Source organism: Catenovulum agarivorans DS-2, assembly GCF_000568405.1.
GTDB classification, from domain to species: domain Bacteria; phylum Pseudomonadota; class Gammaproteobacteria; order Enterobacterales; family Alteromonadaceae; genus Catenovulum; species Catenovulum agarivorans_A.
Genome location: NZ_ARZY01000014.1, coordinates 84,534 through 101,737, shown reverse-complemented (window position 1 = coordinate 101,737; position 17,204 = coordinate 84,534). Strand labels below are relative to the sequence as shown.

Sequence of the window (17,204 nt, the reverse complement as noted above, 5' to 3'; positions counted from 1 at the left end):
TCAATTTAGTGGTGGCTTAACCAGATCTCAGATTAACCATGAGCCAAAGCGCTACTAAGATAAATGCACGAATTTCACTTATTTAATTAATTCGAGTACGCAAAATTTGCATCAGTCGTGCTACTTGTTGCGTTTGTTTGGTCGCAACATTGGTTGATTCTGCTGGGTCGACTCTGTGGTCGTATAATTCAACATAAAACGGTTCGGCACTTTTGTCTTGGCTATTCATCCAAGCAATTAAGCGATAGTCATCGGTGCGCAGTGAATAACCCATGACATTTTGCTCGAAGGTTTCTTTATCCCAAAGGTGTGGAAATTGTTGTTCAATGCTTTGTTCCACTTGCACAATTAATTCACCAAAGTAGGTTTCGCGCATGCCCGGACGCAGCGGAAATGCTCCCCATTCACGTAAAGCTGGGGTAGGGAATTGGCTTAATGCTGACTCTTTCCATTTGGTATTTGGGTTGTCTAACAAAGGTTTTAAGCTTGTACCCTCGGTATGGGTTGGCATTGGGATATTGGCCAGTTCAGCCGCAGTTGGGTAGATATCTAATAATTCAACCAAAGCATCTGTTTTTAGAGCTTGGCCTTGCGCACGTGTTTCTGGCGTTGAGATGATAAAAGGTACGCGGGTGGCAATTTCATAGTTGCTTGCTTTACCCCAAATGCCCATGTCACCTAAATGGAAACCATGATCGCTCCACAAAATAATCACTGTATTGTCGTAAACGCCTTGATCTTTTAATGCTTGAATTATTCGGCCTATTTGTTCGTCGACATAACTAACACAAGCAAGATATGAATGTTTAAGTTGCAATGCTAATTCATCTGGAATTGCCTCAGTGTTTGGTACATCAGAAAAGGTTCTTAATTCAAAAGATGCGTGTAAGCCCATGGCTGCGCCATCTTTAGGAGCAACTTGGCGCGTTTGTGCTAACGTCGCCTTCACCGCTTCTTCATCATACATATCCCAATATTTTTTAGGCGCTATCCAAGGTAGGTGAGGTTTGTTCATCCCAAAACCAAAGAAGAAAGGTTTGCCAGCTTTAACTAACTCAGCCAAAGTTCGCTCGCCAAGTTCTGCATTATAGCCGTCAATGTATTCGTAGTCGGGTACATCAGCACCTTCAGTTGCAGGGCCGCGGCCTAAACCATATTTAGCTTGTTCACCATATTTAGCAAACATAAGCTTTTTATATTCATCGCGAAGTTTGTTGTTAGATTCCAATGCATAAATAGGTGGGCTTTGCATATCTTCTGGCATCAAGTGGGTTGCTTGCGGAAAATTCCATGAATTCTCTTCATCTTTATCACCATGATGAAAAATTTTGCCAACATAACTTGCGTTGTAACCATTTTGCATAAAGTGCTGCGGTATGGTTTTTACGTCACGAAACTTGTGGCGAAATTTCACATAGTTGTGAGTGACTTCAAGTGTATCTGGGCGTAGGCCCGTCATAATACTGGCACGCGATGGCCCACAAATAGCTTGTTGCGCATAGGCTCTAGTAAAAGTAATGCCTTTGCTAGCAAGTGCGTCTATATTCGGTGTTTTTGCGATTGGGCTGCCGTACGCACCAATTTCTGGGCGTAAGTCGTCTATTGAAATAAACAGGACGTTGCGGGGTTGTGTTTGCTCAACTGTTTGTTTAACTTCCGCGTCTTGCTTGGATGCTTGTTGTTGGCAGCCAGCAACCAAAGACATACCGACTACTATTGCAATTAACTTACTCAAGTTGTGTTTCATAAAAGCTTTAATCCCAATTATTGGTTTATATTGCTAATATAGCAATATAAACCAATTTATACCTCAGGAAAAGCTTAGTATTGAATTTTTGTTATTCAAACATTAACAGTTGTTGAGCAATACGGCGCCAAGTTGTGTTAGATAATTGAGGTAGCTATATCAAAAATGTTTTTATTATGTTCCGAGGGTGTTCCTTTTATCATTTAAACGTAATATGAATAAAAAGGTAATTTGTTGTTGATCTTTCAATCTAATGCGGTTAGTCTTGTTTTCGAGCTAGAGGGCTCATTAGTCATGTTTTGTATGAACTTGGGGCATGGATGCTCGTTTTATGTGTGTGTTTATCGTGAAGTAAGTTTGCTGGGGTACTCTGTTACCCCGGCTTTTTTGTTTTTATAACCTGCCGTGGTATCTACCGTCTTTCCGTGCAAAAATCTATTTATTGTTAATAAACGAGTAAAAAATAGACTTGATTATTAAATATGTCATGAATGTTAATGTTTTTGATACAAATATACTTGAATATCAAACATGCCATGTTTATATTGTCAATGATATGCACAATACAACTAAACAAAACATGACTAGGTTATAAAAAATGAGCGAAATGGTGTATTACGACCTGAAAAAAGCGGCGAAAATGACGCCAAGCTTGCCAGTTCAGGTTGCTAGAGAATTGGGTCGACGTATTGTTGCTGGCACTTTTGAGCCAGGTACATTAATTGATGATGAAAATAAGTTAGCCGAGCGTTACCAAGTAAGCCGTGTTGTCATCCGTGATGCGGTAAAAATATTGGTTGGCAAAGGTTTACTTGATGTGCGTCGTGGTATCGGTACTAAAGTTCGACCACGTGATCAATGGGTTTTGTGGGACGATGATGTGTTGGCTTGGCATATTACCGCGCCAGCAAATCCACAGTTTTTGCGTCAATTAATGGATATTCGATTAGCGTTTGAACCTAAAGCTTCTCGCTGGGCTGCAGAGCGTGCAACTGACAAAGACATCGTGGAAATTGAGTCTGCCATATTAAAGATGGAAGCCGAAAAAGGTTCGATAGAAAAGTTCATTGTTGCCGACGCCATGTTCCATAAAGCGGTTTTACATGCTGCGCATAACGAGTTTTTAACTGCAATGGAAGGGGTTATTTATTCTGCGTTATTAGTTAGTGTTAAAATTACTAACCAAGACCCACGCGAAAATGAAGATTCTATTCCATTCCATCGCGAAGTATTTGAAGCGATCGCAGCGAGAGACGGTAAAAAAGCAGAGGAGCTAACCGAAGTATTACTGCGTGACGCATGCGAACGTCTAGATAAAGAATTTGACCAATAGCTTCTAGTTTATTTAATCGACAACGTTAAGCATATAACCTGTTTATATGCTTAACGTTTTTCAATTTATATTTATTAATTTAACCTTTCTTTAAACTTCTAGTCTCACCAAAGTTAGCTGATATATATTTAAGTTATTGTTTTTAAATACTAATTTAAAGTCTCTTTATTTATTATTAAATATCCACTGAAACATTTCGGAAACATGTTGCAACTTCAAACATAATATGTTTAAATTTTTCCATCCTATAACATCATATGTTTGAGAGTATGCATGAGTGAACTTGTTTATTACGATTTAAAAAGCAGCGCTTCAATGGCGCCTAGTTTACCTGTGCAGGTTGCCCGGGAATTGGGCCGACGAATTGTAGCTGGCACTTTTGAAGTGGGCAGTTTAATGGATGAAGAAGGCAAGTTGTCTGAGCGCTTTCAGGTGAGTCGGGTTGTTATTCGTGACGCCATTAAAATTTTAGTCAGTAAAGGTTTGTTGGATGTGCGCCGCGGTATTGGCACTAAAGTTCGTCCGCGTGATCAGTGGATATTGTGGGATGACGATGTGTTGGCCTGGCATATAGCCGCTTCGCCTAACCCAGAGTTTTTAAAACAACTTATGGATATCCGCATTGCCTTTGAACCCAAAGCTGCTCGTTGGGCTGCGCAGCGCGGTTCGATGGAAGCCATTTTGAATATTGAAAAAGCAGTTATCAAAATGGAGTTGGAAAAAAATACCACTGAAAAATTTATTGTTGCTGATGCACTCTTTCATAAAGCTGTTCTGTGTGCCGCCAACAATGAGTTTTTGAACTCTATGGAAGGGGTTATCTATTCTGCGCTGTTAATGAGTGTAAATGTAACCAATCGAGACACCCAGCAAAATGAGGCAACAATTGCTATTCACAGGCAGGTATTTGAAGCAATTCAAAAAAGTGATGGTGATTTAGCCGAAAAGCTAACCGAGCAACTATTAAGTGAAGCTGCTGGGCGATTGTGTAAAGATAAAAAATAACATCAGATTAACTAGCTAGAGACTACACTTGGAGCAAGTTGCTAGGCTTTAGTTTTTAAAGGTTCCTCTTTGAGAACTGCTTGGCGTCAGACGAATTTATTCCCGCCTGACGCATTTTTTTAGATTTAGTATGAGGCTATACATGTCGACAACACAAAGCAATGTCACAAGATACTCGCTAATAGCGGCGTTTGGTGGATTTGTATTTGGCTTAGATTTGCTCAATATATCCGGTGCAATACGTTTTATCAGTGCTCAATTTGGTTTAACAGATAACCAGCAAGGTATGGTTATTGGTGCAACCTTTTGGGGGGTAATGGGGGTGCTATTTTTTGCAGGTACCTTATGCGAAAAGTTTGGCCGCAAAAGAGTATTGTTGAGTATTGCGCTTGCCTATACAGTTTCAACACTCATGTCGGCATTTGCCACCAGCTACGAAATGTTATTAGTTGGGCGTTTTATCGGCGGTGCGGCATTTGCGTCGTTAACCGTTTCGGCTATGTATATAGGAGAGGTTGCTCCGGCAGACCAACGTGGCAAATTTGTTTCAGTTAACCAGTTGATGATTGCTTTGGGCATTTTTGTGACCTCGGTGGTTAACTATTATTTGTTACAGTACCTATCGCAAATTGAGTTTATAACCGAAGCTAACGTCTGGCGTTTTATGCTCGGTTCAGAATTGATTGCCAATGTAATTTGGGTTGCTTTGTTGCTAGGTGTGCCTGAATCACCACGTTGGTTGTTGAAAAAAGGCAAAGATGAGCAGGCAAAATTAGCACTAAATAAAATGATGCCTGCAGAGCAAATAGATGCTTTTGTCGTCCAAGTTAAAGAGAGCTTCCACAATCAATCAGACAGCAGCACTTTAACTCAACTTAAAAATCTATTTTGCGGTCGTATGTCTTGGATTATTGCAATTGCGGTTGTTTATGCGGTCGTGCAAGGTGGTACGGGGATGAACGCTGTGTTGTCGTTTGCACCTATGGTATTCGAGCAAGTAGGCATGTCGACTCAAGACAGCTTTATGCAAACCGTAATCATGGCTGTGGTTAATTTAGCCGCGGTGTTTATAGCAATATTTACAGTCGAAAAGTTAGGCCGACGCAAACTGACTCTAGGTGGTTTGGCGTTAGTTGTATTAGCTCACAGCTCTATTTGGTTTGGCTTTAAAGATACAACTTATGTCTTTGATCAAGCGGCATACCAGCGCATTCAAACTGAATTAACTGGCCAAGCAGTAGATTTAACCAAATTAGCTAATATGGTCGGACAAACCTATCAAAACGATGTCGCATTAAAAGCTGCTTTGGCGGAGCGTTTAACTAACAATGAGCTGCCGCTCGCATCTGGTTCAGTGATTAATCAAACAATTAATGGTATCAAACCACTGGCGGTTGTATTTGGCATATTTGCTTTTATCGCTGCGTTCAATTTATCGATTGGCCCAATTATGTGGGTTATTTTCTCAGAAATTTTCCCGAATAACGTTCGAAGTATAGGTCTTGCGTTTGCCGCGCTCGTTCAAACAGTTTCTTCTTGGGCGGTTAGTCAATTATTCCCTTGGAGCTTAAGCAACTTTGGTGCTGCAAACGTATTTTTGATGTACGCGTTTATCGGTTTGGGTGGGTTGATCATCATGTTCTTAATTTTGCCTGAAACCAAAGGTAAATCGATTGAACAGCTTGAAAAAGATTTAGTAAAAAAGGGTAAAGACGAATGCAGCATGCAAACGCAGAATATCTAGTTGTTGATTGGGGCACCACAAACTTTAGAGCGTTTGCGCTAGACGCAAACGGCCAAGTGGTTGAGCAAACTTCATCGAATCTTGGTTTGATGCAGGTTGAAGATGGTCAATTTGCTCAAGTTTTGGAGTCAGTGTTGAGCCAATGGTTGGACAACTTTAAGCATTTGCCAATTTACATGGCTGGTATGGTAGGTTCAGCTCAAGGTTGGGTAAATGTTGATTATGTAGCGACGCCCGTTGATTCGGAAGCACTTGCCGCTAAAACCCATAAATTTGAATTACCATGGGGCGCAAACGGTTACATTATTCCTGGCGTTAACCATCAGAATTCTGCTGGTATATTTGATGTGATGCGTGGTGAAGAGGTTCAACTATTTGGCTTAGCTCAACTTTTAAACAGCGCAAATTTTGATGCGGTTTTTCCCGGTACACACAGTAAACACATTAAGTTTGCCGATGGCAAAATCCAGTCATTTGCTTCGTTCATGACAGGCGAAGTGTTTGGCTTGTTACTTAACAATAGCATTTTAGGACGTGGCTTGCCGAAACAGCAAGATGACGAATCGGCCTTTATGAAAGGGGTTATTGAGAGTCAAACGAGTTGTTTAACCAATCGTATTTTTGCAGCGCGCACGCATAGATTATTTCAGCAAGTTGCGGATGAACATATCGCAGACTATTTATCAGGTCTGTTAATTGGTCACGAAATTCGCCAGCTTAGTGCACATAATGTTCTCCTAGTTGGAGGTGGTACTTTGTGCAAGAGATATCAAACAGCTTGTGAAACTTTAAATAAATCAGCGACAGTTTACTCAGGTGATGAGTGTTTCTTGTCGGGAATGCAACAACTTATTCAGGAATTAGCGAATGCCAAGTAGTTCTTTCAATGTAAATAATCACCTACCCCTTATAGCCATTATCCGAGGCGTGCAACCCGACAATGTGTTGGAGGTTGCAGAGGTTTTAGTCGATGCAGGTTTTAGTTTAATTGAAGTACCGCTCAACAGCCCAGACGCTTTAACCAGTATTAAATTATTGGTTGAAAAGTACCAAGCTGAATTGGGTAAATCTATCTATGTAGGTGCAGGCACTGTTACCACACCCGCGCAGGCACAAGCTGTAATTGATACAGGCGCTAACTTGGTTGTCACCCCCAATTTAAACTTAGAGGTACTTGAGTTAGCTCATCAAGCTAATTGTATTACGTTCCCTGGGGTTGTCACGCCTACTGAAGCTTTTTCAGCTGTGGCAGCGGGCGCAACTGGTATCAAATTATTCCCCATATCTATGGTGGGGTTAGATGGCTATAAAGCGCTTAAATCTGTCCTACCAAAAGACGTTTTATCTTTCCCTGTTGGCGGTGTTGAACCAACAGTTGACAGTATGTTGCCTTACTTAAAAATCGGTGCCAACGGTTTTGGTTTAGGCTCAGCTTTGTACAAGGCTGATATGAGTATTGAACAAATTTCAGATATTGCTAAAGCCTTTGTCAAAGCTTACGAGCAATGTTTGCAACAAATCTAAACTAGCGAAGTCTGTTTCTGGAGTATCACATGAGTAATTTACACAATAAAGCTATCGTGGCGAATGAAAAAAGCCCACATGTTAAACTAAAAGCGATTAATTTTGGTGATTGTACTTGGAGCCAAGGTTTTTGGGCCGATAAAACCAAAAAAGCCATCGATGTAATGATCCCTTATATGGGCGACGTGCTGTGTGGTGATGTTGGCCACGCTTTAAATAATTTTAAAATTGCTGCAGGCTTAAAAGAAGGCAAACACCAAGGCATGTATTGGCATGATGGTGACTTCTACAAATTTGTTGAAGCGAAAATTTATGCTTATGGTTTAACTAAAAATGAAAGCTTATTAAAAGAACTTGATGAATACATTGATATCATAGGTAAAGCTCAAGAGCCAGATGGATACTTACAGACTCAGATTCAATTAAAAGTTGAACCTGAAGCAGAACGTTATGCAAATCGTAAATATCACGAAATGTATAATACAGGTCACTTGCTTATTACAGCATGTGCGCATCACCGTATTACAGGTCAAAACAACTTTTTAGATATCGCAATCAAACATGCTGATTTGCTGTATACCTATTTTTATCCAGATACAAAACATTTCCAACGTTTTGGTTTCAACCAAACTCAAATAATGGGTCTAGTTGAATTATTTAGAACGGTTGGAGATGATAAATATTTGAAACTTGCACAAAAATTTATTGACCGTCGTGGTACCTATGCAATTGAACACGATTCAACTACCGTTGGTTATCCAATTGGTGATATGGTTCAAGAGCGCACTCCACTGCGTGAAGCAGACGAGCCAGTAGGCCATGCTGTATTAGCCTTATACTACTATGCAGGTGCGGCAGATGTTTATGCTGAAACGGGTGAAAAAGCATTAGTCACAGCGTTAGATCGTTTGTGGGAAAGCGTTACCCAAAAGAAAATGTATGCAACTGGTGCGGTTGGTCAAACACACTATGGTGCATCTAGCAACCGTGACATGATTGAAGAAGGTTTCATTGACGACTACATGATGCCGAACTTAACAGCCTACAACGAAACATGTGCAAACTTATGTAATGCGATGTTTAGTTGGAGAATGTTAGGTATTCATGGTGAAGCTAAATATGCTGATATCATTGAATTAGTTATGCATAACAGTGCATTATCAGGTATTGGCCTTGAAGGCAAAGACTATTTCTATGCAAATCCTTTACGTATGTTACATGGTACACGTGATTATGATGCACACGCTGATGTGACTGAAACCCCTAATCGTGAAGGCTATTTAAGCTGTTTTTGTTGTCCACCAAATATCGTCCGCACTATTTCCAACTTGTCAGGTTGGGCTTACAGCTTGGCGGATAATGGTGTATATGTGAACTTATACGGTGGCAACACCTTGCAAACAACCATGTTAGACGGTTCTAGCATTAAGTTAACTCAAGATACAGATTACCCTTGGAAAGGCATCGTTAAATTCACCGTAGAAGAGTGTAAAGCTGAAGCATTTGATATCGCGTTGCGTGTCCCTGGCTGGGCAACTGGTGCTGAAATCACTATCAACGGTGAAAAAGCAACTGTTGAAGCAGTACCTGGTACCTATGCAGTGATCAACCGTAGCTGGCAGGCAGGAGATGTTGTTGTTATCGATATTCCAATGGAAACAACTTACATCGAAGGTCACCCGCGTATCGAAGAAGTGCGTAACCAAGTTGCATTAAAACGTGGTCCGGTTGTGTATTGTGTCGAAACACCTGACTTGCCAGAAAATGCAGGTGTGTTAGATGTCTATTTACCAAGTGATCAAATTCCTCAAGCAGAGCATAAAGACGACTTCTTGGGCGGAGTAACTGTGTTACGTGGTGACGCTTTGGTTCGTAAAGCGGATGGCGAAGGTATGTATCGCAAAATCAACAAATTGGATTGGCAAACACATCAAGTTCAGTTTGTGCCATATTTTACATGGAGTAACCGTGGATTAGCTGAGATGACTGTATTTATGCCAATTGTTTGGAAATAAATCTAAATCTTTACTAATTGGTTGTTATGGTCTTTATTTAAAAGGCTTCAACCGACTAACGGTAAAATGAGTTCTGGTTAAAAAGGCAAATTCTATTTGCCTTTTTTTGTAAATGAAGTGTAAATAATTATATAAAATAAGACTACATATGTTATATTTAAACATCATATGAAGGTGTTGTGGAGTGCTCTTACAGTGAATATTCTTAATCAAGTTAAAATACGCACGCGTATTATCTTACTTGCGCTTATTCCTACGGTTATTGTAGCTATCTTGTCTTTAAAACAAGTTTGGCTTGCGCAAGACAAATTGAGCCAGTTGGAAGATTTGTCGGTGGCAATGGAAGTGGCACGTGAGACAGGCAAGTTAGTTAGGAATATTCAATCTGAACGTGACTACACCTATGGGTATGTGCGTGGTGAACCTTTTGGCAGTGCAGGGGGTAAATACAAAAAGCCTTTATTTGAACAGCGGACACAAACAGATCGAGCAATTCAACAATACCAATCTTTTGTTAGAACAAACCAGGAAAAGATTGCCAAATTAGAAGGTATGGCAGGCGAGATCAAGCAGTTGCTTGATATTGTACCTAACATGCTAGAAACCAGAGACTATATTAACCGCTCTCAATTGCAAGATGAAAGTAAAGCTTGGGTGGTTAATAGATACGGTGCCGGAATTCGCCGTGCGTTAGATGTTATTAATGCGGTTGTTCCATTTGCTGCAAATAACAAAGAACTATCGCTTATTATTGGCGCTTACGCGTCACTATTGCAAATGGATTATATTTATTCATTTGAACGTAGTACTAAGTTGCGAACTTTCTCGCAAGACGAGATGGACTACACCAGTATCGGTAATAACAAAGGTGATTTCCGCCAGATCCAAGATGCGCAAACACGGCTATATGCTTACGCTACCCCAGATATTCGACAAAAATATGCCAAGCATTTAGACAGTGAAAATCAACAAAGGATCAATCAAATTCGTCGCAAGCTATTGGGAATGGGGGGGAATAAGTTTCCGCTTCAACCAGATGATTGGTTTGAATTGTCGACCGACAATATGAACGATTTACGTAAAATCATCAACTATACTGAGCAGCGAATCGAAACTATCAGCTCTGAAGAGGCGGCTGACGCTCAAGACGTTGTATTTGGTCAACTTATTACATTTTTTGTTACTGTTGCACTGATTATAGTGGTTTCGGTATTTATTATTTTATCTATTAATAAGCCGCTAAAATCTCTACTTGATGAGATGAAGTATGTTGCAAAAAGTAAAGATGTTGGCACAACCATTAACGCAGAAGGCTCAGACGAATTAAGTGAACTGACACAAGCTTTCAATTCTTTACAAGCCAGCTTTAATCAAGCCCTTTTAGGCGTTAAATCTGAAGTTAGTGCAATTACTAACTCGACTAATTCAGTCAGCAACGCAACAGACGAAAGTCAAAAGCGGGCTGTCAGCCAAAACCAAGCGACCGACTCAGTTTCGGTTGCGGTGAATGAAATGACCTCAACCATTGAAGAGGTTGCGGGTATTTCTCAACAAACTGCCGATGCTGTTGAAGTCGCGCATACGACTTCGGTCGAAAGCAGCCGTAAGGCGTTAAATAGTCGCGATATCATGGAGAAATTAGTTGGTGAACTGTCTAATACTCAAGAGCAAGTAAATAAACTTAATTCGGAAACAGAAGTAATTGGTTCAGTGTTAGAGGTAATACAAGCTATTGCTGAACAAACTAATTTATTGGCATTAAATGCCGCGATAGAAGCTGCCCGAGCTGGTGATCAAGGCCGTGGGTTTGCAGTTGTTGCCGATGAAGTACGAAGCTTAGCTAGAAGAACTCAAGAATCAACTGAGCAAATTCGTGGACAAATTGAAGCACTGCAATCTGGTTCTCGTGCGACTACATCAAGTATGGAACATCTTAAGCAACAAGGTGAACATGCCGTTGAGGTTGTTGTGAGTAGTTTGCATGCGTTTGAGTCTTTGCAGAGTGAGCTAGATAAGATATCGGGCATGTCAACTCAAATAGCGACAGCATCAGAAGAGCAATCACAAGTTGCCGCTGAAATTAATCAAAGAGTGCATGAAATTAAGGACGACACAGACAATTTAACTCATCAAACTCAAGCAACGGCCGACGCATGTAAAGACTTAAAAACGACTGCGCAAAAATTAGCTGCGCATGTAGCTGATTTTCAAGTCAAAGCATAAAAAATATTGTGTACAAAGTGGCCAAGTGCCACTTTTTTTGCATTAGCTTAAACATATTATGAATATTTAAATGGTACCAATTATGCTTAAATCCTTCTTGATGGTGTTGTTATTGTATTGTCTGCCACATTGGCAGGCCATTGCACAATTGAATCATTCAAATGTGATTTCGATAAAAGCTGGGATATTTGTCGAAACTTTCAAGAAGTATCCGCATTTTATGCAATCGGATATATGCCAACAAGCGCTAGATATCAGCCAAATGCAAATAGATCGAACGTTATTAGACGCAATCTTAATGTGCAGAGCTTTTGAACATCAAAATACACGTTTGCAGATAGAGTTTGTCAGTATGCCAAATGAGCGCAGAGGTATGTTGTTAGTTGAGCAAGGCAAGATGGACACGATGACATCATCAGTGTGGTCGACTGAAACAAACGGAGCAGATGTGTATGTAACACAACCACTACTTGATGTAGGTGAATTTGAAAAAGGCGTTTATTTTGCTATGTCGCATCCGGTGTTTGATTTACCGCCTCAACAGGTCGCTTTAAGTAATTATACTGGTTTGTCGGTTAAAGACTGGACTCTAGACAATCAAGCGCTTTATCAACTGACTACACAATATATAAAAGTTGGCTACTCTCCTGCGATTTTCCAGTATATGAGAAAAGGTAGAGCCGATTTCATCCTATTGGAATTTCCTTCTAGTTATAACCTTAATTGGTGTCACGACGAGGTATGTTTAAAACCTTTGCCCAATGTAAAAGTTGCATTGAATGGTACGCGTCATTTGGTTGTTTCAAAATATTCTGAAAACGGTGCTCAGTTTTTTTATCGATTAGAGCGAGGTTTAACTCAATTGCGAGCTATGGGCGAAATTCGCAAGCTTTATCAACAATCTGGCTTGATTAATTCGCAGGTAGAAGACTGGAAGGTACTGAATTAATTATTGAAAAGTAACTGAAATCAAAAAAATTTATTAATAAATAACTCCCTTAAGTTATTCACTATAAAAAAGAGGCCAATAAATGAAACATATATTAATTACTTGCCTTATGTTTTTACTGCTTAGCAGTAAAGCATGGTCGGCTGTTAATGCTAAACAACCCAATATACTACTGATTTTAACCGATGACCAAGGTTATGCTGATGTTAGTTTTAACGGGTCGCAAGATATACGAACGCCGAATTTAGACAAACTCGCAAATGCAGGGACAACTTTCTCTTCAGCCTATGTTGTGCACCCTTTTTGTGGCCCTAGCCGAGCTGGGTTATTGACTGGGCGATATCCACATATGTTTGGGTCGCAATTTAACCTTCCGCGTCAAAAGCAGGCGGGTGGTTTAGGTGTACCTGTAGAAGAAACTTATATCTCGTCAGTATTGCAACAAGCAGGTTATTACACAGGTATTGTCGGCAAATGGCATTTAGGTGAAACTGCTAAATATCACCCAAATAACCGAGGTTTCGACGATTTTTGGGGATTTTTATATGGCGGGCACGATTATTTCCCAAAAGAGTATGAAAGAAAATACCAAGCTTTCAAAGAGCGCGGTTTAGATTACGCGATTCCCCAATACTTGGTTCCATTGGAACACAATGGTAAAGAAGTTCGCGCAAAAGAATATCTAACCGATGAATTATCGAAACAAGCACAACGTTTCATTAAATCAGCTAATGATAAACAAGAACCTTTCTTTTTATACTTGGCGTACAACGCACCGCATACGCCTTTGCAAGCTAAAGAAGAGGATATGGCTCAGTTCCCAAACATTAAAGATAAAAAACGCAAAACATATGCAGGTATGGTTTGGGCTGTAGACCGTGGTGTGGGGCAAATTGTTGAAACATTGAAAGAGACAGGTCAATACGAAAATACCTTAATCGTATTCCTGAGTGATAATGGGGGTAAAACCAGCCAAGGCGGCAATAACTATCCATTGAAAGAGGGTAAAGGCAGTACACATGAAGGTGGCTATCGTACGCCTATGTTTATGCATTGGCCGGAGCAGGTTAAACCTGGTCATAAATATCGTCACCCTGTATCAGCACTTGACCTATATCCAACTTTTGCAAATTTAGCGGGGGCTAAAATACCTGCCCAAAAGAAATTGGATGGTAAAGATTTATGGCCAGCGCTTAAAAGTAATCAAAGTGTTCGTCCAGGTGAGCCAATTTACGTAATGCGCCATAGATTAGGTTATTCTGATGTAGGTGTGCGTATCGATAACTTTAAAGCATTGCGAATTAACAATGGTCCTTGGCAATTATTCGACGTGGAAAATGACCCAGCAGAAGAGCGCGATCTGGCCAATAAATACCCTGATTTATTGCTAGAGTTAGTCGCCAATATGGAAGCTTGGAGCGTCGGCCATGCACAGCCCAAATGGTTTCATAATTTAGACACTGCAGTTGAATGGCGCACTCATTTTATGCCAAGGTTTAACGAAACTTTTAATTTGAGCCAAGGGTTACAATCACACTAGTTGTCACATTTGTTAATAAATCGGTCGCCCTTTGTGGGCGATTGATTATATTTAAACAAAAAATCTACATTCTAACTTTCTGATATTATTGAAAATAGCCGTTTTTTGTAGTTTTGTAGCCAATTTTAAAAGTCTTAAGTTTGTAAATTTGCGATAAAGCCCTATTGTTATCAATAAACAATATAGGGCACCTTAGGTGAAATTAAATTGTTCCGTTACAAGCATTATTAAACATACGTTTAAGCTATTTATCGTTTCGCTGGTTTGTCTACATACCAGCGTGCTTGCCAAACCCACAAACCAACAACCCAACATCTTATTTATTTTAGCTGATGATGCGGGCTATCAAGATTTTGGTTTTCATGGTAGCAACACCATGAAAACACCAAATTTAGACCAGCTTGCTAAGCAGGGAATTTTATTCAGCAACGCATATGTCAGTGCTGCTGTATGCGGACCGTCTAGAGCCGGTATTTTAACCGGAAAGTACCAACAAAAATTTGGTTATGAGGAAAACAACGTACCAGGTTATATGAGCAAATCAGGTATAACAGGTGACGATATGGGCCTGCCGCTCGACCAGAAAATCATGCCCCAATATCTCAAAGAGCTGGGTTATACCACTGCGCTCATAGGTAAATGGCATCAAGGTAATGCAGACAGGTTTCATCCGATTAAGCGTGGTTTTGACTATTTTTATGGTTTTCGCGGTGGCGCGCGTAGCTACTTTCCATTTGGCGAAGAAAATCCAAATCATAGACCCGAAGACTACTTAGAAGAAGGTTTTGCTAACTTTGCCGAAAGCCCAAAATATTTAACCGATGCTTTAGTAGATAAAACCATTGAATTTATGGAAAAAAATAAAGCGGCTAATCCATTTTTTGCGTTTTTATCACTAACAGCAGTGCATGCACCGATGGAAGCCGAAGAAGCTGATTTAGCACAATTTCCACAGTTGTCGGGCAACCGAAAAACCTTGGCAGCTATGACACTTTCAATGGACAGAGCGATAGGCCGTTTGTTGAATCGATTAGACCAGCTAGGGTTAAGCGACAATACAATTGTTGTTTTTACCAACGATAATGGTGGGCCGACTGATCAAAATGCTTCGAACAATGCGCCATTAAGTGGCACAAAAGCTAACCACTTGGAAGGCGGCATTAGAGTTCCTTTTATCATGCGTTGGCCGAACAAATTGCCAAGCAAAAAGATTTATAAGCAGCCAATTATTACACTCGATTTATTACCAACTTTTTATCAAGCCGCAGGTGGTGATTCTAATGGGCTAACTGATATTGACGGCGTTAATTTGCTACCGTATTTGACCGCTAAAGCGATCGAGCATCAAAATGCTAGACCACACCAAACTCTATACTGGAAAAAAGAAAACAGAGCAGCTATCCGTGATGGTGATTGGAAGCTTTTAAGATACCCTGATCGCCCCGCCGAACTATACAATTTAACACAAGATAAAGCTGAACAAGTTAACTTAGCGTCGGCCCAACCACAAAAAGTCGCAGAGCTATACAAAAAGCTATTTGCATGGGAGCTGACATTGGAAAGGCCTTTGTGGCAATTAAAGCGTCAATACGAAGGCGCTGCGATGCAGCGCATGGATACGTACCGAACCCATATTCCTGATTAATACGTTCTTATAATAAGGTTAATAAAATGAAGCAGTTACATTTTAAGAAAATTTGTTTGGCTTGGTTGTTTTTATTGAGCTGTTTTGGCTTAGCGCATGCGCAACAACAGCCAAACATTGTGGTTATTTTAGCGGATGACTTAGGTTATCGTGATGTTGGTTTTACCGGTGCAAAAGATATCAAAACACCGAATATAGACAAACTTGCGCACAATGGGGTGATATTTAATAACGGCTATGTCACTCACCCTTATTGCGGACCTTCGCGCGCCGGTTTATTAACTGGTCGTCACCAAGCGCGTTTTGGTATGGAGAACAATGTTTCGTATTCGCCAGACGACAAACACATGGGCCTGCCACTGACTGAAAAAACTTTCGCAAAGCGTTTACAGCAAGTGGGTTATAAAACAGCTATTTTTGGCAAATGGCATTTGGGGGGTGCTCCACATTTTCAGCCAAATAAAAGAGGGTTTGATTATTTTTATGGGTTTTTAGATGGTGGTCACCAATATATGCCAGGCGAAGTACACATAGGTGCTGATGGCTACTGGTTGCCAATTATGCGCAATACTGGCGTGGCAGAATTCGACGAATATTTAACAACGGCATTGAGCAAAGATGCGGTTAAATTTATTGAGCGTGAACAAGATAATCCATTTATGATCTATATGTCCTACAACGCGCCGCACACGCCATTGCAAGCACCAGAAAAGACGATTGCTAAATATAAGCATATTGAAGATAAAGAGCGTCGCATATACGCCGCTATGGTAGGCGAAATGGATCAAGGTATTGGTTTATTGGTAGACGCTTTAAAACGTACAGGTCAATACGAAAACACCTTAATCTTCTTCTTATCTGACAATGGAGGTGTGTACCCTGAAGAATGGCTACCTACTTTCGATTGGTCAGACAACAGCCCATTCAGACGTGGCAAAGTTGCGTTGTTAGAAGGTGGTATTCATGTACCATTTGTCGCACATTGGCCAGCAAAAATAAAACAGGGTTTTGAGTTTGATGGGCTTGTTTCAGCACTTGATATTGCAGCAACATCGGTGGCAATTGCTGGGGCGGATAGCAGTGATGGTTTGCTAGAAGGGGTAAACTTAGTGCCTTATATGACACAGCAAAAAACAGATTCACCGCATAAAGCGTTATTTTGGCGTTTAGAAGAAGCCGACCATATATGGGCAGTTAGAACTGAAAAAGCCAAATATATGCGTCAGCCTTTACCAAATGTAGGCCGCTCGTTCTTTGATATGGTTAACGACCCTTACGAGCGCAATAATATTGTTGATCAGAAACCTCAACAACAAGCTGAATTAGCCAAATTGTGGAATATTTGGAATAGCAAAAACATCAACAACATATTGCTGCAATCGTGGGAATACAAAAAAGCACGTAATGATTTTTATGACCAACTATTTGAACAAAATAAGCAGGAAGCAAAAGATAGGGCTGTTTATAAGATCGAATAGC

12 protein-coding genes are annotated in these 17,204 nt (G+C 40.4%); 11 read left to right on the top strand and 1 reads right to left on the bottom strand.

All coding sequences use genetic code 11. From position 1 onward, the window contains the following. Nucleotides 1-82 precede the first annotated feature (82 nt). A complete protein-coding gene (locus DS2_RS09185) occupies nucleotides 83-1,747 on the bottom strand; it encodes a sulfatase (RefSeq protein ID WP_235188572.1) in 1,665 nt (554 codons plus the stop codon). A gap of 598 nt (nucleotides 1,748-2,345) precedes the next feature. Between DS2_RS09185 and DS2_RS09180 the strand changes: the two genes are divergently transcribed. The 11 genes from DS2_RS09180 to DS2_RS09130 all read left to right on the top strand — a co-directional run bounded on the left by DS2_RS09180 (nucleotide 2,346) and on the right by DS2_RS09130 (nucleotide 17,203). After that, on the top strand, nucleotides 2,346-3,080 hold the full coding sequence (locus tag DS2_RS09180; protein WP_035014438.1) for a FadR/GntR family transcriptional regulator: 735 nt from the start codon (nucleotides 2,346-2,348) through the stop codon (nucleotides 3,078-3,080). A gap of 273 nt (nucleotides 3,081-3,353) precedes the next feature. Next, a complete protein-coding gene (locus DS2_RS09175) occupies nucleotides 3,354-4,085 on the top strand; it encodes a FadR/GntR family transcriptional regulator (protein WP_035014437.1) in 732 nt (243 codons plus the stop codon). 142 nt (nucleotides 4,086-4,227) lie between these two features. Further along, nucleotides 4,228-5,829, top strand: coding sequence for an MFS transporter (locus tag DS2_RS09170; protein ID WP_035014436.1), 1,602 nt, complete (start codon nucleotides 4,228-4,230; stop codon nucleotides 5,827-5,829). Further along, nucleotides 5,802-6,707, top strand: a complete 906-nt coding sequence (locus DS2_RS09165) for a 2-dehydro-3-deoxygalactonokinase (RefSeq protein WP_035014435.1) — start codon at nucleotides 5,802-5,804, stop codon at nucleotides 6,705-6,707. The genes DS2_RS09170 and DS2_RS09165 overlap by 28 nt, the downstream gene beginning before the upstream one ends. Next, nucleotides 6,697-7,353 carry a 2-dehydro-3-deoxy-6-phosphogalactonate aldolase gene (locus tag DS2_RS09160; protein WP_035014434.1) on the top strand — a complete coding sequence of 219 codons (657 nt, stop codon included), beginning with the start codon at nucleotides 6,697-6,699 and terminating at the stop codon, nucleotides 7,351-7,353. Before DS2_RS09165 ends, DS2_RS09160 begins: the two co-directional genes overlap by 11 nt. A gap of 29 nt (nucleotides 7,354-7,382) precedes the next feature. Continuing rightward, on the top strand, nucleotides 7,383-9,368 hold the full coding sequence (locus tag DS2_RS09155) for a glycoside hydrolase family 127 protein (protein ID WP_035014433.1): 1,986 nt from the start codon (nucleotides 7,383-7,385) through the stop codon (nucleotides 9,366-9,368). 195 nt (nucleotides 9,369-9,563) lie between these two features. Further along, nucleotides 9,564-11,591 (top strand): methyl-accepting chemotaxis protein, encoded by a 2,028-nt coding sequence (locus DS2_RS09150; protein ID WP_035014432.1) that lies wholly within the window; start codon nucleotides 9,564-9,566, stop codon nucleotides 11,589-11,591. Nucleotides 11,592-11,673: 82 nt separating this feature from the next. After that, nucleotides 11,674-12,540 carry a hypothetical protein gene (locus DS2_RS09145; RefSeq protein WP_152537582.1) on the top strand — a complete coding sequence of 289 codons (867 nt, stop codon included), beginning with the start codon at nucleotides 11,674-11,676 and terminating at the stop codon, nucleotides 12,538-12,540. Between the two features lie 82 nt (nucleotides 12,541-12,622). Continuing rightward, nucleotides 12,623-14,080 (top strand): sulfatase, encoded by a 1,458-nt coding sequence (locus DS2_RS09140; RefSeq protein ID WP_035014430.1) that lies wholly within the window; start codon nucleotides 12,623-12,625, stop codon nucleotides 14,078-14,080. Between the two features lie 196 nt (nucleotides 14,081-14,276). Then, complete coding sequence (locus tag DS2_RS09135) at nucleotides 14,277-15,725, top strand: sulfatase-like hydrolase/transferase (RefSeq protein WP_419177441.1); 1,449 nt, start codon at nucleotides 14,277-14,279, stop codon at nucleotides 15,723-15,725. 26 nt (nucleotides 15,726-15,751) lie between these two features. After that, nucleotides 15,752-17,203 carry a sulfatase gene (locus tag DS2_RS09130; RefSeq protein ID WP_035014429.1) on the top strand — a complete coding sequence of 484 codons (1,452 nt, stop codon included), beginning with the start codon at nucleotides 15,752-15,754 and terminating at the stop codon, nucleotides 17,201-17,203. The last annotated feature ends 1 nt before the right edge of the window (nucleotide 17,204 follow it).